Here is a 17645-nt window from a genome sequence, read left to right as displayed (position 1 = left end):
CAGCGCACGGCCGTCCACCGCCGACGACCCGGTGCGCTCAGGGACGCGGGCGCGTGCGCCGACGGACAACTCGCGCGCCGCCGGCCGGCCTAGCGTCGGCTCGTACGTTCGGCACCGCACCGCAGGAGGCACCCGTGAGCACCGATTCCCACCCCCTGAGCAGTCAGCCGTGGCTGCACCAGAAGGGCGAGGTCATCCAGGAGTTCGGGACCGTCAAGCAGTTCCCGCTGGGCCTGGCCCACGACGCGCGCATGTACTCCTGCCAGCGTCTGAACAGGATCCTCGCGGACACGCAGATCCTCTACGGCCTCTACAAGAAGCACCACTGGCTGCTGCGCGGCGCGACCTTCTACCAGCTGCATCTGCTGCTGGACAAGCACGCGGACGAACAGCTGGCCCTCGTGGACACCCTCGCCGAGCGGGTGCAGACCCTCGGCGGGGTCGCGCTGGGCGACACCCGGCACGTCGCGGAGATCACCTCGATCCCGCGTCCCCCGGACGGCGTGGAGGAGGTCCCGGCGATGCTGTCGCGGCTGCTGGCGGCCCACGAGACGATCCTGACCGACGCCCATGACGCGGCCTCCCGCACCGGCGAGCTGGGCGACGACGGCACCAACGACCTTCTGGTCTCCCAGGTGATCCGCACCGGCGAACTCCAGGCCTGGTTCCTCGCCGAGCACCTGGTGGACACGCCGCTCGTCCGGTCCTGAACCCCGGTCGCGGCACCGGCTAGCGGCGCGGGACGTCCTTGACGAACACGATCCCGTCGCTGTCCGCCAGGTGGGCCGGGTCGAGCGGGGCGTAGCCGAACCAGGTTGAGACGCGGGGCGCGGGGAGCGGGTCGCCGAGGGCGTCGTCCAGCCTGGCGGCGTCGACGAGGCAGCGGTCCTGCGGGAGCGCGTACAGGAGTCCTTCGACGGTGTCCGGCGGCGGGGTGTCCACCCCCTGGTGCCGGATCGTGCCGAGGGCCGTGGCCAGGAAGGCGTACTCGCGGCCCAGATGGGCGCTCACGATCGCGCCCGCGCTCCACCACTCCAGCGGCATCCCGCCCATCCGCATCGAACTCCTCTCCCGCTGGAGATGGGAGTTGTGGGCGTGGACCAGCACCGGGCCCCGTTCGACGAGGGCGAGGAGGTTGCCGGCCATCATCAGGTCCCGCAGGCCGACCAGCCGGTTCAGGCGGCTCGGTGAGGGGTCGGCCATCCAGTAGTGGTAGCGCAGCAGGCCGGTGGCCGTACGCCCGTACAGGCGCGCCCGGTCCCGTTCGTCCCGGGAGTCCGCCGCGATCAGGTGCGGTGTCTGCATGTCGGACAGTGCCACCAAGTCGTCGGCGAGCAGCCGCAGTTCCCTGGCCTGCGCCGACCTCCCCACCGACCGCGCCGGGTCCGTCATCGCGGCGGGCTCGGTCCACCGGTCGTCGGCGCCGAGCAGGCGGTCGAGTGTCTCCGCGGTACAGGGCAGCAGGTCCGGGTCCACCCGGGCCGCGACATGGCCGTGCAGGGCGGTGAGGGACTGCCGGGGGCTCGCGGCGGCGGCGATCTCCAGGGGGCCGTCGAAGCCGGCGAAGCGGACCTGCTCGGACGCGGGCCTGCCTTCGTTGTGGGCGCGCATCCAGCGCACGAGTTCGCGGTTGGCCGCGGAGGTGCCCCAGCCGTGGCTGAACCCGCGCTCCATTACCTCGTCGAGGGCGCCCGTGCCCGAGGTGACGTGGTCGTCCACGAGCAGGCCCGCCAGACAGTCGCTCTCGACGGCGATCGTCCGGTAGCCCTCCTGCTCGACGAGCTGCCGGAAGAGGTCGTTGCGGAGGTCGAGGAGCGTGTCCTCGCCGTGGGTGGGCTCGCCCAGGGCGAGCAGCCGGGGCAGGGCCGGGAGCAGCTCCCTGACAGCCGCGGCCTCGACAGCACGCACGGTGTCCTTGATGTCGGTAACCATGGCTTCAACGGTATCTTTGAACCTTCGGTGGAAACTTTCCCGCGATATCGGCAGGACCATGGGGCGGAACCTTCAAAGCGGTGAGCGGCTCCGGCCGGTCGACCTGGCTCGCGCGCACGGTCTGTCCACCCAGGCCGTCAGGAACTACGAGGAGGCCGGCATCCTCCCGGCCGCCGGACGCACCCCGTACGGCTACCGCACCTATACGCCGCTGCACGCGCGGGCCCTGAGCGCCTTCCTCGCCCTGGTGCCCGGCCACGGCCACCGGGCGGCGGCGTCGATCATGCGGGCGGTGAACGAGGGCGCGGCCGACGAGGCGTTCCGCCTCGTCGACGAGAGCCACGCCCAGCTCCTGGAGGACCGGCGGACGCTGCGAGCCGTGGAGAACGCCCTCCGCGACCTGGAACCCGACACCGCGCCGTCCACACCGTCCGGCACCTTCATCGGGCCGCTGGCGCACCAGCTCGGCGTCCGCCCGGCCACCCTCCGCAAGTGGGAGCGCGCCGGGCTGGTGCGCCCCCGCCGCGACCCGCGGACCGGGTACCGCGTCTTCGACGAGGCCGACGTACGGGACGCCCGGCTGGCCCACCAACTCCGGCGCGGCGGCTATCTGCCGGAGCAGATCGCCCCGCTGATCGCCCAGGTGCGGTCGGCCGGCGGACTTCAGCCGCTGGAGGCCGCGCTGACCGACTGGCGTGCCCGGCTGTCCGCCCGCGGCCGGGTGATGCTGACCGGGGCCGCCGAGCTGGAGGGGTACCTCCGCGCTCGGGGATGAGCCGCCGGCAGCCGCTCGCTCCGTCGCGTCGCCCGCAATCCCGTGGCTCCGTGGCGCGGCGCCGTGCTTGCATACGGCGGTGACCTCCGACTCCGCCGCATCCCCGGCCCTCTCCGTCCGGCTCCGGGTGCCGGCCGACCTGGACGCCTGTGTGGGCGCTCTCGCGCTGGTGCACGCGCACAGCGGCTACCCGGTCAACTGGCCCGCCGAGCCCGCCGACTGGCTCACCCCGCCGACCCTCCTGACGGCCTGGGTGGCCGAACGGGACGGACGGATCGTCGGACACGCGGCGCTGTGCCGGGGCGAGGAGGGCGATCCCGCACCGGAGTTGTGGGCGACGCGCGGCGGCGGAACGCCGTCGGTCTGCGTCAACCGGCTGTTCTTGGCGCCCGAGGCACGCGGACTCGGCGGCGGAGCGGCCCTCATGGAGCGGGCCGTCGGGGAGGCCCGGTCGCGCGGGCTGCACCCGGTGCTGGATGTGGTGGCTGCCGACCCGGCCGCGGCCTTCTACGCCCGGCTCGGCTGGCAGGACCTGGGCCTCGTGAACCAGCGATGGGGTCCCGACCAGGTGGTTCCCCTGCGCTGCTTCGCCGCGCCGCTGTCGGCGGAGCCGACCGACTAGCACGGAACCGGGCCCCGTACGGGCCGGGATGACGGGAAGACACCCGGATTCGCGCCTTTCCTCACCCGTTCTTGTGGCGTTCACGCCCACCCCGCCGCAGCCCTCCCCCACCTGCGTGAGAAAGTTGCCGCCCACACGAGACAGGGGGGTATGTGACACCGAGTCAAAGACGGTCCCGCACGCGCAGAGCGTCGCTGACGCTGCTGACGGCACTCGGCACGCTGGCCGGTTCGGCCCTGACGGGGGCGGCACCGGCCGGCGCGGCGACGGGGACCACCATCGCGGCCGGCGTGGTGTACCGGCAGTACGACCTGACGGCGGGGGCGGGCGTGACGCACGTGCACGTGCTCAGCGTCGACCTGGCCAACACCCGCGTACGGCTGGGCCTGCTGCATCCGGGGAAGGTCGCGTCCCGCGCGACCATCACCCAGCAGGCCACCGCCCAGAAGGCCGTCGCCGGCATCAACGGGGACTTCTTCAACATCACCGAGACGCAGCATCCGGGCGTCGCCGCGACCGGGGCGAGCGTGGGTCCGGCGATCGCGAACGGCAGGGTGCTCAAGGCCGCCGTCCCGACGGGGCAGCGGTTCGGCCCCGAACTGCCGCCGGGCACGGACACCGACGACGTGCTCGGGGTGAGCGGTGACGGGCGGGCCCGGCTGGACAGCCTGGCCCTGACCGGCACGGTCACCACCTTCGGCCGGCGGCTGCCGCTGCGCGGGCTCAACCAGTACGCGCTGGCGGAGAACTCCATCGGCGCGTACACGTCCGACTGGGGCAGCGTCTCGCGGGCGCGGGCCACCTGCGGCACCGACACCGAACGGGCCGCGCCGTGCAGCACCAGCACCTACGAGGTGACGGTGAGGCAGGGCCGGGTGGTGTCGGCGTCGGCCACGCCGGGCAGCGGCGCCGTCGCGGCGGGCACGACGGTGCTCGTCGGCCGGGAGGCGGGCGCGCAGCGCCTGCGGACGCTGGTCAAGGGGCAACGGGTGTCGGTGCGGTACGGCCTGACGGCCGCCTCGCAGCGCGCCTACCGCTTCGCCCTCGGCGGCTATCCGGTGCTCACCGGCGGGAAGCCGCTGCCGGGCCTGGACACGCGGACCTCGGCGGTGCGCACCGCGGTGGGCATCGCGAACGGCGGACAGCGCGTCCTGCTGTTCGCGGTCGACGGCGCGCCCGCGTACCGCAAGGGACTGACGATCGCCGAGGTCGCGGCCACCCTCAAGAGCCTCGGTGCGACCGAGGGCTTCAGCCTGGACGGCGGCGGTTCCTCGACCCTGGTGGCGCGCGCGCCGGGCGCGGCCAGGGTGTCGGTGCGCAACCACCCCTCCGACGGGACGGAACGCGCCGTGCCGAACGGCATCGGCGTGTTCACACAGTGAACCCTGCCCGCAGGGGGCCGTTCAGCCGATGAGCCCGCAGGGCCTCACGGACGCAGGCTGCTGACGATGTCGGCGGTCGCCGTGAGGCCGCTGTGGATGGTGGGGGCCATGCTCGTGCCCGCCAGGAAGAAGCCGAGCAGCAGGCAGACCAACGCGTGCGAGACCTTGAGCCCGCCGTTGCGCAGGAAGATCACCGCCAGGATCAGCAGCAACAGCACCACGGAAATGGAAACGGCCACGTCAACCTCCTCCGCCACGTCCGCTTTCGCGGCATTCGGCCGCAAGTGTGGCGTAGCGGAGGCTTCGTCCGTGCGGCTGACCTGTCCGCCGAACGAGTGGTTCCCGGATTCGGCCGGGGAGAGCGGCCTGGGCGATCGGTCGCGGTTACGCCGTCCCGCGGGCGTCCAGGAAGGCCTCCAGGCCGGCCAGGTCGTCGGTGTTGAGGTAGTCGACACCGGCGTCGAGCAGTTCGCCCCACAGTGCGTCCCGGGCGGGGCCCGCCAGGTCGGGCGTGGCCCAGAAGCGCACCTTCTGTCCGCGGTCGTGCGCGGCCCGGACGATGGCGCGCAGCTTCTGCCGTTCCGCCTCCGGGAAGGCGCCGACGCCCAGCCAGGTGAAGTTGAGCGCCCAGTTGTCGCTGATCAGCGAGGCGAAGGAGACGTCGGTGCTGCCGAGGTCGGCGAGGCGGCCGTCGTAGAAGGCGCGGCGGACGGTCTGTGCCGTCATCGGCACCCGGGCCGCTCGGTCGCCGGAGATGACGGCGGTGACCGGTCCGCGGCGCACCCGGCCGTGGTCGTAGGTGGTGAACAGATGCTTGTAGCGGCGCAGTTGACGGTCGAGTTCGAGGTACGTGGAGGAGCCCTCGGTCTTGATGTCGATCAGCAGTTGCAGCGGGGTGCGCGAATGCCGGTAGACGTTACCGCCGTTGGCCCTGACGCGGGCGGCGAGCGGGGCGAGGTAGAGGGATTCGAGGGTGCGGGCCGGGTCGAGGTCCACCGGGTCGTGGGCGACGAGCAGTTGGCCGTCGACGAGGAAGATGTCGGCCTCGACGCTGCCGAAGCGGTGGCCGAGGGCGTCGAGCAGGGGGCGGGGATGCTCGTAGTCGTTGTGGGCGTGGGCGTGCCACAACGGGTGCGGACGGTGCTTCTGTTCGTCGGCGAAGGCGCTGCCGGCGGGCGACGCGAGCACTGCCGTGAGGGCGGCGCCGACCGTGGTGAGGGCTCTGCGGCGGGTGATGAGGGCCATGCTCTGCCTCCCTGTGGGACGGGTGTGAACCACAGGGAGTATGAGTCCGGCCGGGCCGCGATGAACCTGTGCATGCCAGTAGTTGGCCGGACTGCCGCCGGGTGTTCACTCCTTCCGCGCGAGCGCACGGAAAAGCCCGCCCCAGGTGGGGCGGGCTTCACCGAGGGTCCGTCAGGGGGCCCGCAGGTCGACGAGTTCGGCCAGGGCGTCGCGGTGGGCGCCCGCGGTGCCGTAGGCGATCGAGTCGGCCTTCGCGCGCTTCAGGTACAGATGGGCCGGGTGCTCCCAGGTCATCCCGAGGCCGCCGTGCAACTGGACCGCCTCCTCGGCGGCGTGGACGGCGACCGACGCCGCGTACGCCTGCGCCACGGCGACCGCCACGTCGACGTCCTCGCCGGTCGTGAGCGCGTCGGCCGCGCCCCGGGCGGCGGCGCGCAGATTGACGACCTCCAGCCACAGCTGGGCGAGCCGGTGCTTGAGCGCCTGGAAACCACCGACGGGCCGGTTGAACTGCTTGCGTTCCTTCAGATAGCCCACGGTCTCGGTCAGCGCCCATTCGGCGACGCCGAGTTGCTCGGAGGCGAGCAGTCCGGCACCGGCGCGCAGGGCCCGGCGCACGGCGGGTGCGGCGTCCCCGAGCCGGCGGCCTGGCGCCGCGGCGAGGGCGACCGTGGCGAGCGGCCGGGTCAGGTCCAGGGACACCTGTGGGGTGACGGTCGCGGCGGCGGCGTCGACCGCGTACAGCCCGCCGTCGTCCGCGGGCACGAGCAGCAGGTCGGCGAAGGCCGCGTCGGCGACGCCGGTCAGTTCCCCGTGCAGGGCGCCGTTCTCCAGACGTACGGCCGGGAAGGCGGCGCCCGGCGCGGTGTGCAGCCCGACGGCGAGCGCGGCGACCGTCGTGCCCTCCGACAGTCCGCCGAGCAGGTCGTCGGCGATGGGGGTCCCCCCGCTCGAGCGAAGCCGGGAGTGGGGGAATGCGAGCAGCGCCTCGGTGGCGACGACCGCGCTCGTCAGGTACGGAACGGGGGCGACCGCGCGGCCCAGTTCCTCCAGGACGACGGCGGCCTCCCGGTGGGTGGCGCCCTGGCCGCCCAGTTCCTCGGGCACCAGCAGACCGGCGAGGCCCATCTTGTCGGTGAGGGCCTTCCACAGCCGGAGGTCGTGCGGGGCGTCCGACTCGGTGCGAGTGATCACGCCGGCCGCGTCGGAGTGGTCGCCGAGCAGGTCGCGGACCGCTGCGCGGAGGGCCTCTTCCTCCTCGGTGTAGAGAAGATCTGTCATCGGGCCAGGTCCTTCCAGGCGACGTCCTTGTCGGTGCGCGGCTCGGTGGGCAGGCCCAGGACGCGCTCGGCGACGATGTTGAGCAGCACCTCGGTGGTCCCGCCCTCGATGCTGTTGCCCTTGGACCGGAGGTAGCGGTAGCCCGCCTCGCGGCCGGTGAAGTCGACGTGTTCGGGCCGGCGCATGGTCCAGTCGTCGTACAACAGGCCCTCTTCGCCGAGGAGTTCTACCTCCAGGCCGCTGATCTCCTGGTTGAGGCGGGCGAAGGAGAGTTTCATGCCGGCGCCCTCGGGTCCGGGCTGGCCGGCGACGAGCTGCTGGCGCAGCCGCTCGGCGGTGAGCCGGGAGACCTCGGCCTCCACCCACAGCTTCAGGAGTCGCTGGTGCAGGTCGTGGGTGCGCAGTTCGGGACGCTCGCGCCAGGTCCTGGCGGCGGGGCCGATCATGCCGCCCTCGCGGGGCAGCCGCATGCCGCCGATGGCGACGCGTTCGTTGTTCAGGGTGGTCTGCGCGACTCGCCAGCCGTCGCCGACCTCGCCGAGCCGGTGGGCGTCGGGGATGCGGACGCCGGTGAGGAAGACCTCGTTGAACTCGGCCTCGCCGGTGATCTGCCGCAGCGGGCGGACCTCGACGCCGGGGTCGGTCATGTCGCACACGAAGTACGTGATGCCCCGGTGCTTGGGCACGTCCGGGTCGGTGCGGGCGATGAGGATGGCCCAGCGGGCGACATGGGCGCTGGACGTCCACACCTTCTGCCCGTTGACGACCCAGTCCTCGCCCTCCCGGACGGCCCGGGTGCCCAGGGCGGCCAGGTCGGAGCCGGCGCCGGGCTCGCTGAACAGCTGGCACCAGACCTCCTCCCCGGTCCACAGGGGCCGCAGGAAGCGCCGCTTCTGCTCCTCGGTGCCGTACTGGAGGATCGTCGGCGCGGCCATGCCCAGGCCGATGCCGATGCGCCGGGGATCGTTGTCGGGGGCGCCCGCGGCCTCCAGCTCGGCGTCCACGACGGCCTGGAGGGAGCGCGGGGCACCGAGTCCGCCGAGTCCCTCGGGGTAGTGCACCCAGGCGAGGCCGGCGTCGAAGCGGGCCTTGAGGAAGTCGGGTCGGCCGGTAGTGGCCGGCGGGTGCTCGGCCAGCAACTCGGCGGTGCGGCGCCGGAGTTCGGCTGCGTCGGTCATACGGCGGCTCCGTTCTGCGGTACGACGGCGACCCGGCCGGTGGTGACACCGTCCGCGACCCGCTGGACGGCGGCGGCGGCCCCGTCCAGTGGCACGCGCTCGCTCACCAGCGGCTTGATCACGCCACGGGAGGCCAGGTCGGTGAGCTGCTCGTGGCAGTGCTGCACCAGCTTCGGGTTCTTGGTGTTGTACAGGCCCCAGTGCAGGCCGAGGATCGAGTAGTTCTTCACCAGGGCGTGGTTGAGCGAGGGGCTGGGGATCGTCCCGCTCGCGAAGCCGACGACCACGATGCGGCCCTCGAAGGCGACGACCTTGGCGGACTGGGTGTAGGCCTCGCCGCCGACCGGGTCGTAGATCACGTCGGCGCCCCGGCCGCCGGTGGCCTCCTTGACGGCGCCGACCACGTCCTCGGCGCGCCGGTCGATCACCACGTCGCAGCCCAGCTCACGGGCGACGGCCGCCTTGCCGGGCCCGCCGACGACCCCGATGACGGTGGCACCGGCGGCCTTGCCGAGCTGTACGGCGGCGCTGCCGACCCCGCCCGCCGCGGCGTGCACGAGGAGCGTCTCACCGGCCTCCAGGCGGGCCCGGCGGTGCAGGCCGAACCAGCCCGTCTGGTAGCCGATGTGCAGCGCGGCGGCCTCGGCGTCGTCCAGCGAGTCCGGGGCGGGCAGCAGAGCGGCGGCGTCCGCGACGGCGTACTCGGCGAAACCACCGTACGGCAGCGCGGGGTTGGCGATGACGCGGCGGCCGTCCTCGGTCTCGCCGCAGATCTCCACGCCCGGTGTGAACGGCAGCGGCGGCCTGACCTGGTAGTGGCCGCGGACCATGAGCACGTCCGGAAAGTTGATGTTCGCGGCGCGCACCCTGAGCAGGATCCGGCCGTCGCCGGGCGTGGGCCGCTCGATGTCCGAGAGCCGCATCACCTCGCTCGGCTCGCCGTTCTCGTGCACCTGCCATGCCTGCATGCGGAGCCTCCACGGGACTGCGTCGTCTGACCGGGGTCGATCGCATACTAAGCGGTCGCTTGCCGATCAGGGAACAGTCGGCGGGCAACAGCCCCGCACGGGGCGCGTCGGATGCGTCACGCTCCCTTGGGCCGCGCCCGCACATGCATCCGCTCCCCCTGCGGCCCGAAGAGGCTGAGGAACTCCACCGGCCCCTCCCCCGTCGACCCGAACCAGTGCGGCACCCGCGTGTCGAACTCGGCGGCCTCCCCCGCCGACAGCACCACGTCGTGTTCGCCCAGCACCAGCCGCAGCCGCCCGGACAGCACGTACAGCCACTCGTACCCCTCGTGCGTACGCGGGTCCGGGTCGAGTCTGCGCTGCGGCTCCAGCACCTTGAACGCCTGGAGGCCGCCGGGCTGACGGGTCAGCGGCCAGTGCGTGCGGCCGTAACGCACGACCGGCTGCGCCCGGACCCGCGGGTCGCGCACCGACGGGGCGCCCACCAGTTCGTCGAGTGCCACCTCATGGGCCCGCGCGATCGGCAGCAGCAGCTCCAGGCTGGGCTTGCGCAGCCCCGACTCCAGCCGGGACAGGGTGCTCACCGAGATGCCGGTCGCCTCGGACAGCCCCGCCAGCGTGGCGCCGCGCTCCTTGCGGATCCGGCGCAGCCGGGGCCCGACCTCGGCGAGCACGGTGCCCATGTCGTCGTCCATGTCGTCCACGTCGTCGGTCCTGCCGTCGTCACTCATGGATCCCATTGCAGTTTCGGCAAACTTGTTTGTCAATGTGGCAGTGGTCGCGCGACGGTCGGACGTGGAGGTGGTCAGACATGACCGAGAACACCGCGCGGGCGGACAGCTACGAAGTGATCGTCATCGGCGGCGGCGCCGCGGGCCTGTCCGCGGGCCTGGTGCTGGGCCGGGCCCGGCGCCGCACCCTGGTCGTCGACGCGGGCGAGCCGCGCAACGCGCCCGCCGCCCACATGCAGGGCTACCTGTCGCGGGACGGGATGTCCCCGGCGGAGTTCCTGGCGACCGGGCGGGAGGAGGTCGCCCGGTACGGCGTGGAGCTGGTCCGGGACCGGGCGGTGGACGCCACCCGGGACCAGGGTTTCACGGTGACGCTGGCGGGCGGGCGGACCGTGCGGGCCCGCCAGGTCGTCGTCGCCACCGGCCTGAAGGACGAGCTGCCCCCGGTCGAGGGCCTCGCCGAGCGGTTCGGGCGGGACGTCCTGCACTGCCCGTACTGCCACGGCTGGGAGGTCCGCGACCAGGCCTTCGGGGTCCTCGCCACCAGCCCGATGAGCGTGCACCAGGCGCTGATCGTGACCCAGTGGTCGAAGGACGTGACGCTGTTCCTGCACACGGTCACCGAGGCGGAGCTGTCCACCGAGGACCTGCGCCGGCTCGCCGCGGCCGGTGTCCACGTGGTCCCCGGAGAGGTGGCCGGGCTGGTCGTCGAGGACGACCGGCTCACCGGCGTCCGGCTGGGGGACGGGACCGTACACGCCCGCGAGGCGCTGTTCGTCGCACCGAGGGCGGTTCCGCAGACCGACCTCCTGGCACGGCTGGGCGCCGAGATGACCGAGACACCGTTCGGCGTCTACCCCGTGGTGGACGGCCGGGGACTGACCACCGTGCCGGGCCTGTGGGCGGCGGGCAACGCCTCCGGCTTCGCCGAACAGGTGATCAACGCGGCGAGCCGCGGCTACCGGGCCGGCGCCGCGATCAACGGGGAGCTGCTGATGAGCGATCTGGACGCGGCCGTCCAGGTGTAGTCGTCACGCCGGCGTTGCACCATGGCTGCATGCTGCTGACCCGGCTCGCCGACGTGTCCCGGGAGGTCGCCGCCACCTCGGCGCGCTCCCGCAAGATCGCTCTGCTCGCCGCACTGTTCCGGGACGCGCAGGCGGACGACGTGCCGATCGTGATCCCCTATCTCGCCGGGCGGCTCCCGCAGGGGCGGCTCGGCATCGGCTGGAAGGCGCTGAGCCGACCCGTCGCCCCGGCCGCCGCGCCGACGCTGACCGTACGCGAGGTGGACGCCCGGCTCACCGCGCTGGGCGGGCTGTCGGGCCCCGGCTCGCAGGCCGAACGGGCCCGGCTCGTCGGCGAGTTGATGGGCGCGGCCACCGAGGACGAGCAGCGCTTCCTGATCGCCCTGATCACCGGCGAGGTCCGGCAGGGCGCCCTGGACGCGGTGGCGGTGGAGGGCCTCGCGGAGGCGACCGACGCTCCCCCGGCGGACGTGCGGCGGGCGGTGATGCTGGCCGGCTCGCTCCAGACCGTGGCCCAGGCGCTGCTCACGGACGGGCCCCCGGCACTGGAACGGTTCCGGCTCACCGTCGGCCGCCCGGTGCTGCCGATGCTCGCGCACACCGCGTCCTCCGTGGCCGAGGCCGTCGGCAAGCTGGGCGCCTGCGCGGTGGAGGAGAAGCTGGACGGCATCCGCGTCCAGGTCCACCGGGACGGCGACACCGTACGGGTCTACACCCGCACCCTCGACGACATCACCGACCGGCTGCCCGAACTCACCTCGGCAGCCCTGGAGTTGAACGGCGAGCGGTTCATCCTGGACGGCGAGGTCATCGCCCTCGACGACTCCGGCCGGCCCCGCTCCTTCCAGGAGACCGCGGGCCGCGTCGGCTCCCGGGTGGACGTGGCCACGGCCGCCGCGGCGGTTCCGGTCTCCCCCGTCTTCTTCGACGCGCTGTCGGTCGACGGCCGGGACCTGCTCGACCTGCCCTTCTTCGAGCGGCACGCCGAGCTGGCCGGGCTGGTACCCGAGCCGATGCGGGTACGCCGGACGGTCCTGGCGGGCGAGGCGGACCTCCAGGCGGCCGAGGACTTCCTGGAGGAGACCCTGGCCCGGGGGCATGAGGGCGTGGTCGTGAAGTCCCTCGACGCCCCCTACAGCGCGGGCCGGCGCGGCGCGTCCTGGCTGAAGTTCAAGCCCGTGCACACGCTCGACCTGGTGGTCCTGGCCGCCGAGTGGGGCCACGGCCGGCGCACCGGCAGGCTCTCCAACCTCCACCTGGGCGCCCGCACCGCCGACGGCGGCTTCGCGATGCTCGGCAAGACCTTCAAGGGGATGACCGACGCCATGCTCACCTGGCAGACCGACCGTCTCCAGGAGCTGGCCGTCGAGGACGACGGCTGGGTGGTGACCGTACGGCCCGAACTCGTCGTCGAGATCGCCTACGACGGCCTCCAGCGCTCCACCCGCTACCCGGCGGGCGTCACCCTCCGCTTCGCCCGCGTGGTCCGCTACCGCGAGGACAAGCGCGCGGAGGAGGCGGACACGGTGGAGACACTGCTCGCCGCGCACCCGGAGGTACGTCCGTGACGGCACGGCGCAGCGCGGGTCTGCTGTTGTTCCGGCACACTGCCGACGGTCCGCAGGTGTTGCTGGGGCACATGGGCGGCCCGTACTTCGCGAAGAAGGACGCCGGCGCCTGGACCGTCCCGAAGGGCGAGTACGAGCCCGACGAGCCGGCCTGGGAGGCCGCCCGCCGCGAGTTCCGGGAGGAGCTGGGGGTGGCCCCGCCGGACGGCCAGGCGTTCCCGCTCGGCGACGTCCGGCAGACCAACGGCAAGATCGTGACGGCCTGGGCGATCGAGGCGGACCTCGACCCGGCGGCGATCGAGCCCGGCACCTTCGTGATGGAGTGGCCGCCGCGCTCCGGGCGGACGCAGGAGTTCCCCGAGCTGGACCGGGTCGCCTGGTACGGCCTGGACCGGGCGCGCGAGCTGATCGTGAGGGCGCAGGCCGCGTTTCTCGACCGGCTGGCGGAGCACTCGGGCTGAGCGGACGCGCACGCGTTGCGGGGTCCACCGCGACGCGCGAAGGTCGAAGCACAGCCAGCACTCCAGGAGGTCGGTCATGCCCATCGCGACGGTGAACCCGGCGAACGGCGAGACGCTCAGGACGTACGAGGCGATGGACGAGGAGGAGCTGGAACGACGGATCCAGCTCGCCGAGGCCACGTTCCGCACGTACCGCACGACGGCGTTCGCCGACCGCGCCCGGCTGCTGAACCGGGCCGCCGACCTCCTCGACGAGGACCAGGCGGAGATCGGCCGTGTGATGACCACCGAGATGGGCAAGCCGGTGAAGCAGGCCCGCGCGGAGGCCGCGAAGTGCGCGAAGGCGATGCGCTGGTACGCCGAGCGCGCGCCGGAACTCCTCGCCGACGAGCGGCCCGCCGAGTCCGACGTCAAGGACTCGGGCGCCTCCCACGCCCTGGTCCGTTACCGGCCGCTGGGCCCGGTGCTCGCCGTGATGCCGTGGAACTTCCCGCTGTGGCAGGTCGTCCGCTTCGCCGCGCCCGCGCTGATGGCGGGCAACGTCGGCCTGCTCAAGCACGCGTCGAACGTTCCGCAGACCGCCCTCTACCTGGAGGACCTCTTCCACCGGGCGGGCTTCACCGAGGGCTGTTTCCAGACCCTGCTGATCGGCTCCGGCGCGGTCGACGAGATCCTGCGCGACGAGCGGATCAAGGCGGCCACCCTGACCGGCAGCGAGCCCGCGGGCCGCGCGGTCGCCTCCACCGCCGGCGAGATGGTCAAGAAGACGGTGCTGGAGCTGGGCGGCAGCGACCCGTTCGTCGTCATGCCCTCCGCGGACGTCGACCGGGCCGCCGAGGTCGCGGTGACCGCGCGCGTGCAGAACAACGGGCAGTCGTGCATCGCCGCCAAGCGGTTCATCGTCCACTCGGACGTGTACGACCGCTTCGCCGAACGCTTCACCGATGGGATGAAGGCGCTGAAGGTCGGCGACCCGCTGGAGGAGGGGACGGAGGTCGGGCCCCTCGCGAGCGAGCGGGGCCGCGCCGACCTGGAGGAACTGGTGGACGACGCCCGGCGCAGCGGCGCCACGGTCCTGTGCGGGGGCGAACGTCCCGACGGGCCCGGCTGGTACTACCCGCCGACCGTCCTGGCCGGCATCGACCGCGAGATGCGCATCCACCGCGAGGAGGCCTTCGGGCCGGTGGCGACCCTGTACCGGGCGGCCGACCTGGACGAGGCGGTGCTCATCGCCAACGACTCCCCCTTCGGGCTGAGTTCCAACGTATGGACCCGGGAGGCGTCCGAGGTGGACCGTTTCGTACGGGATCTGGAGGCGGGCGGGGTGTACGTCAACGGGATGACCGCGTCCCATCCGGCGTTCCCGTTCGGCGGGGTCAAGCGGTCCGGGTACGGGCGTGAGCTGTCCGGGCACGGAATCCGCGAGTTCTGCAACATCACGACGGTTTGGCACGGTGCGTGAGCGCCGCGCGGCTACGATCCCGGTTGTGAACCGCGAAGTGACTCTGCCTCTGATCGTCGATGACCGCGGGACCCTCCAGGTGGCCGCGGCCGACGTGAGCAAGCTGCTCCGCACGTTGGGCGGTCGGTGGCTGCATCTCGTCGAGGCCGGGGCGGAGGGGCTGGACGAGGACACGGTCGCCGCGCTGACCATCGAACTCGCGAAGCTGGCCGACCGCATCGATGTGGCGTGCATCGCGCACAGCAGCGGAGGCGCGCCGTAGGTGTCCAGGGGCGCGGGAAACCGCGCGACCGGCCCGCCACAACCCGCGGACCACGTCGCACCGTTCCCGCCCCCGGCGGCTACCGGATCGGCATCCCCGACAAGGTCCTGGCGATCACCAGTCGCTGAATCTCGCTCGTGCCCTCGAAGATCGTGTAGATCGCGCTGTCGCGGTGCATCCGCTCCACCGGGTACTCCCGCGTGTAGCCGTTGCCGCCGAGAATCTGGACGGCCTGCGCCGTCACCGTCTTCGCCGTCTCGCTGGCGTACAGCTTCGACATGGAACCCTCGGCCGCGGTGAACGGCCGGCCGTTGACCGCCATCCACGACGCGCGCCACACCAGCAGCCGCGCCGCGTCGATCTGCGTGCGCATGTCCGCGAGCTGGAAGGCGACACCCTGGTTGTCGATGATCGGGCGGCCGAACTGCTCGCGCGTCTTCGCGTAGTCGAGGGCGACCTCGTACGCCGCGCGGGCCGTGCCGACGGCCATCGCGCCAACCGCCGGACGCGAGGCCTCGAACGTCGCCATGGCGGCGTTCTTCACCCTCTCGCCGCCGCCCGCCCTGGCCCGCTCGCGAGCCCGCGCCAGCCGCTCGTCGAGCTTCTGCTTGCCGCCGAGCAGGCAGGAGCCGGGGACGCGCACGTTGTCGAGGATCACCTCGGCGGTGTGCGAGGCGCGGATGCCGTGCTTCTTGAACTTCTGGCCCTGGGCGAGACCGGGCGTGCCCGGCGGGACGATGAAGGAGGCGTGCCCCTTGGAGCCCAGGTCCGGGTCGACGACCGCGACGACCACGTGGACGTTGGCGATGCCGCCATTGGTCGCCCAGGTCTTCGTGCCGTTGATCACCCACTCGTCCTTGGCCTCGTCGTACACGGCACGCGTGCGCATGGAGGCGACGTCGGAGCCGGCGTCGGGCTCGGAGGAGCAGAAGGCGGCGACCTTGACGTCGGCCGGGTCGCCGTACATCTGGGGGATCCAGGTGCCGATCTGCTCCTCGGTGCCGTTGGCGAGGACGCCCACGGCGGCGAGGCCGGTGCCGACGATGGAGAGGGCGATGCCCGCGTCTCCCCAGAACAGCTCCTCCATCGCCATCGGGATGCCGAGGCCCGTAGGGTCGAAGTACTGCTGGGCGTAGAAGTCGAGGGAGTAGATGCCCACCTTCGCGGCCTCCTGGATGACCGGCCAGGGAGTCTCCTCACGCTCGTCCCATTCGGCGGCCGCGGGGCGGATGACATCGGCCGCGAAGCCGTGCAGCCAGTCCCGGACCTCCTTCTGTTCGTCGTTGAGCTCCATGGTGAACTCGGCCATGTCCCCTCCAGCGGCGGAACGTGTGTGTTACTAGCGGTAACGCGAGTCTGTTACCGGTCGGTAGGAAAAGTCAACTCCTGATGACAGCTCGGCAGCCCGTTCGATGTCGGGCCGCCGCCAGGTGTTAGTTTGCGCAGGCGTCACCGAATCAGCACGGGTGGGGAGAGCACATGGACACCACGCAGCGGACCGAGCAGCAGAGGTCCGCCGACCGCCGACGGCGCGAGCTGCTGGAGGCCGCCGACAGAGTGGTGCTCCGAGACGGGCCCCAGGCCTCCATGAACGCCATCGCGGCGGAGGCCGGCATCACCAAGCCGATCCTCTACCGCCACTTCGGCGACAAGGGCGGACTGTACGCCGCTCTCGCCAAGCGGCACACCGACGCACTGCTCGCCTCGCTGCGGGCCGCGCTGGACGCTCCCGCCGAACGCCGGGAACGGGTCGAGGCCACGCTGGACACCTACCTCGCGGCCATCGAGGCCCGCCCACAGGTCTACCGCTTCCTGATGCACCCGTCGGACGGTGCCCCCGGCGAGCAGGGCTTCGACGTCGGCAAGCACTCGGCTCCCGTACTGCGGCGGATGGGCGAGGAGCTGGCCCAGGTCATCGAGGAGCGGCTGGACCTCGGACCCGGGACCCAGCAGCTCGCCCGCGTCTGGGGGCACGGGATCGTCGGCATGATGCACGCGGCCGGTGACTGGTGGCTGGGTGAACGGCCCTGCTCCCGGGCCGAACTGGTGCGCGGCCTCGCCGACCTGTTGTGGGGCCGCCTCGCGGCTGCGGGCGACAAGGTGGGCGGTCCCGGGTTCTGACCCGGCCGCCCCGCGCCCCCGGTACGTCCGCTCACCCACCCCAGGACGCCCGCGTCACCTGGCGCATCAGCCGCCTCTTGCGCCAGCCCTGAACGCGGTCCGCGTACACCCGCCCCTCCAGGTGGTCGCACTCGTGCTGCAAGCATCTGGCAAAGAATCCCGTGCCGTGGACGGTGACCGGCTCGCCCGTCACCGTGAAACCCTCGACCAGCGCGTGGTCGTGGCGCTCCGTCCCCGCTTCCAGGCCCGGCAGGGACAGGCAGCCCTCCGGGCCGCGGATCACCACACCGTCGGCCTCCACCAGGCGTGGGTTCACGAGATGGCCGAGGTGGCGGACGTCCTCGTCGTCGGGGCAGTCGTAGACGAACACCCGCAAGGACTCTCCGACTTGGTTGGCGGCGAGGCCGACGCCCTCCGCCGCGTACATCGTGGCGAAGAGGTCCTCGACGAGGCGGGCCAGTTCCGGACCGAACTCGGTGACCTCCGCGCAGGGTTGCCGCAGGACCGGATCGCCGAGCAGGGTGAGGGGCCGGACGCGCCCGTGGGCGCCCGGGATGGAACCTTGTCGCATGGCGGCAAGGGTACGGTCCTTTCTGACACGCGCATGCCGTGCGCAGCGTGAGACGGTG

Annotated in this window: 19 protein-coding genes; 10 read left to right on the top strand and 9 right to left on the bottom strand. The window is 72.6% G+C overall.

From position 1 onward, the window contains the following. The first annotated feature begins 134 nt into the window (after window positions 1-134). Window positions 135-710 (top strand): Dps family protein, encoded by a 576-nt coding sequence (locus tag ACFWJX_RS29650; protein ID WP_383249136.1) that lies wholly within the window; start codon window positions 135-137, stop codon window positions 708-710. Between the two features lie 19 nt (window positions 711-729). Here ACFWJX_RS29650 and ACFWJX_RS29645 read toward each other — a convergent pair whose 3' ends face one another. Beyond that, window positions 730-1932 (bottom strand): erythromycin esterase family protein, encoded by a 1203-nt coding sequence (locus ACFWJX_RS29645; protein WP_383249134.1) that lies wholly within the window; start codon window positions 1930-1932, stop codon window positions 730-732. 58 nt (window positions 1933-1990) lie between these two features. Between ACFWJX_RS29645 and ACFWJX_RS29640 the strand changes: the two genes are divergently transcribed. The 3 genes from ACFWJX_RS29640 to ACFWJX_RS29630 all read left to right on the top strand — a co-directional run bounded on the left by ACFWJX_RS29640 (window position 1991) and on the right by ACFWJX_RS29630 (window position 4711). Beyond that, window positions 1991-2707 carry a TioE family transcriptional regulator gene (locus ACFWJX_RS29640; RefSeq protein WP_383249132.1) on the top strand — a complete coding sequence of 239 codons (717 nt, stop codon included), beginning with the start codon at window positions 1991-1993 and terminating at the stop codon, window positions 2705-2707. A 79-nt stretch (window positions 2708-2786) separates the two neighbouring features. Continuing rightward, complete coding sequence (locus ACFWJX_RS29635) at window positions 2787-3329, top strand: GNAT family N-acetyltransferase (RefSeq protein WP_383249130.1); 543 nt, start codon at window positions 2787-2789, stop codon at window positions 3327-3329. A gap of 152 nt (window positions 3330-3481) precedes the next feature. After that, the gene (locus ACFWJX_RS29630; RefSeq protein ID WP_383249128.1) at window positions 3482-4711 is read left to right on the top strand and encodes a phosphodiester glycosidase family protein; all 1230 of its coding nucleotides are present in this window, start codon (window positions 3482-3484) and stop codon (window positions 4709-4711) included. A 44-nt stretch (window positions 4712-4755) separates the two neighbouring features. On the opposite strand, the gene ACFWJX_RS29625 is transcribed toward ACFWJX_RS29630, so the two are convergent. The 6 genes from ACFWJX_RS29625 to ACFWJX_RS29600 form a co-directional block, all read right to left on the bottom strand. Beyond that, entirely contained in the window at window positions 4756-4950 is a 195-nt protein-coding gene (locus tag ACFWJX_RS29625) for a hypothetical protein (protein WP_383249126.1), read from the bottom strand. A 145-nt stretch (window positions 4951-5095) separates the two neighbouring features. Next, window positions 5096-5956, bottom strand: coding sequence for a phosphatidylinositol-specific phospholipase C/glycerophosphodiester phosphodiesterase family protein (locus ACFWJX_RS29620; protein WP_383249124.1), 861 nt, complete (start codon window positions 5954-5956; stop codon window positions 5096-5098). A 171-nt stretch (window positions 5957-6127) separates the two neighbouring features. Next, the gene (locus ACFWJX_RS29615) at window positions 6128-7237 is read right to left on the bottom strand and encodes an acyl-CoA dehydrogenase family protein (RefSeq protein ID WP_383249122.1); all 1110 of its coding nucleotides are present in this window, start codon (window positions 7235-7237) and stop codon (window positions 6128-6130) included. Beyond that, window positions 7234-8415 (bottom strand): acyl-CoA dehydrogenase family protein, encoded by a 1182-nt coding sequence (locus tag ACFWJX_RS29610; RefSeq protein ID WP_383249120.1) that lies wholly within the window; start codon window positions 8413-8415, stop codon window positions 7234-7236. Before ACFWJX_RS29610 ends, ACFWJX_RS29615 begins: the two co-directional genes overlap by 4 nt. Continuing rightward, the gene (locus ACFWJX_RS29605) at window positions 8412-9383 is read right to left on the bottom strand and encodes an NADPH:quinone oxidoreductase family protein (protein WP_383249118.1); all 972 of its coding nucleotides are present in this window, start codon (window positions 9381-9383) and stop codon (window positions 8412-8414) included. Before ACFWJX_RS29605 ends, ACFWJX_RS29610 begins: the two co-directional genes overlap by 4 nt. Before the next feature lie 116 nt (window positions 9384-9499). Then, window positions 9500-10114, bottom strand: a complete 615-nt coding sequence (locus ACFWJX_RS29600; RefSeq protein ID WP_383249117.1) for a helix-turn-helix domain-containing protein — start codon at window positions 10112-10114, stop codon at window positions 9500-9502. 80 nt (window positions 10115-10194) lie between these two features. On the opposite strand from ACFWJX_RS29600, the gene ACFWJX_RS29595 reads away from it, so the two are divergent. The 5 genes from ACFWJX_RS29595 to ACFWJX_RS29575 all read left to right on the top strand — a co-directional run bounded on the left by ACFWJX_RS29595 (window position 10195) and on the right by ACFWJX_RS29575 (window position 14895). Beyond that, complete coding sequence (locus ACFWJX_RS29595; RefSeq protein ID WP_383249115.1) at window positions 10195-11142, top strand: NAD(P)/FAD-dependent oxidoreductase; 948 nt, start codon at window positions 10195-10197, stop codon at window positions 11140-11142. 29 nt (window positions 11143-11171) lie between these two features. Beyond that, entirely contained in the window at window positions 11172-12710 is a 1539-nt protein-coding gene (locus ACFWJX_RS29590; RefSeq protein WP_383249113.1) for an ATP-dependent DNA ligase, read from the top strand. Next, the gene (locus ACFWJX_RS29585; protein WP_383249111.1) at window positions 12707-13171 is read left to right on the top strand and encodes an NUDIX domain-containing protein; all 465 of its coding nucleotides are present in this window, start codon (window positions 12707-12709) and stop codon (window positions 13169-13171) included. Before ACFWJX_RS29590 ends, ACFWJX_RS29585 begins: the two co-directional genes overlap by 4 nt. 76 nt (window positions 13172-13247) lie before the next feature. Then, window positions 13248-14633 (top strand): NADP-dependent succinic semialdehyde dehydrogenase, encoded by a 1386-nt coding sequence (locus ACFWJX_RS29580; protein WP_383249109.1) that lies wholly within the window; start codon window positions 13248-13250, stop codon window positions 14631-14633. A gap of 25 nt (window positions 14634-14658) precedes the next feature. Further along, window positions 14659-14895, top strand: coding sequence for a DUF6213 family protein (locus tag ACFWJX_RS29575; protein ID WP_057580803.1), 237 nt, complete (start codon window positions 14659-14661; stop codon window positions 14893-14895). Between the two features lie 79 nt (window positions 14896-14974). Here ACFWJX_RS29575 and ACFWJX_RS29570 read toward each other — a convergent pair whose 3' ends face one another. Next, window positions 14975-16204, bottom strand: coding sequence for an acyl-CoA dehydrogenase family protein (locus ACFWJX_RS29570; RefSeq protein WP_073491092.1), 1230 nt, complete (start codon window positions 16202-16204; stop codon window positions 14975-14977). 170 nt (window positions 16205-16374) lie between these two features. Here ACFWJX_RS29570 and ACFWJX_RS29565 point away from each other — a divergent pair, with 170 nt between their 5' ends. Beyond that, window positions 16375-17016, top strand: coding sequence for a TetR family transcriptional regulator (locus tag ACFWJX_RS29565; protein ID WP_094103205.1), 642 nt, complete (start codon window positions 16375-16377; stop codon window positions 17014-17016). Between the two features lie 31 nt (window positions 17017-17047). Here ACFWJX_RS29565 and def read toward each other — a convergent pair whose 3' ends face one another. Next, window positions 17048-17587, bottom strand: coding sequence for a peptide deformylase (def, locus tag ACFWJX_RS29560; RefSeq protein ID WP_383249106.1), 540 nt, complete (start codon window positions 17585-17587; stop codon window positions 17048-17050). Window positions 17588-17645 lie beyond the last annotated feature (58 nt).

The organism is Streptomyces sp. NPDC058335 (assembly GCF_042723915.1).
Classification (GTDB): Bacteria; Actinomycetota; Actinomycetes; order Streptomycetales; family Streptomycetaceae; genus Streptomyces.
Note: the sequence above shows the minus strand (reverse complement) of the source record. Positions and strands in the feature narration are given on the sequence as shown.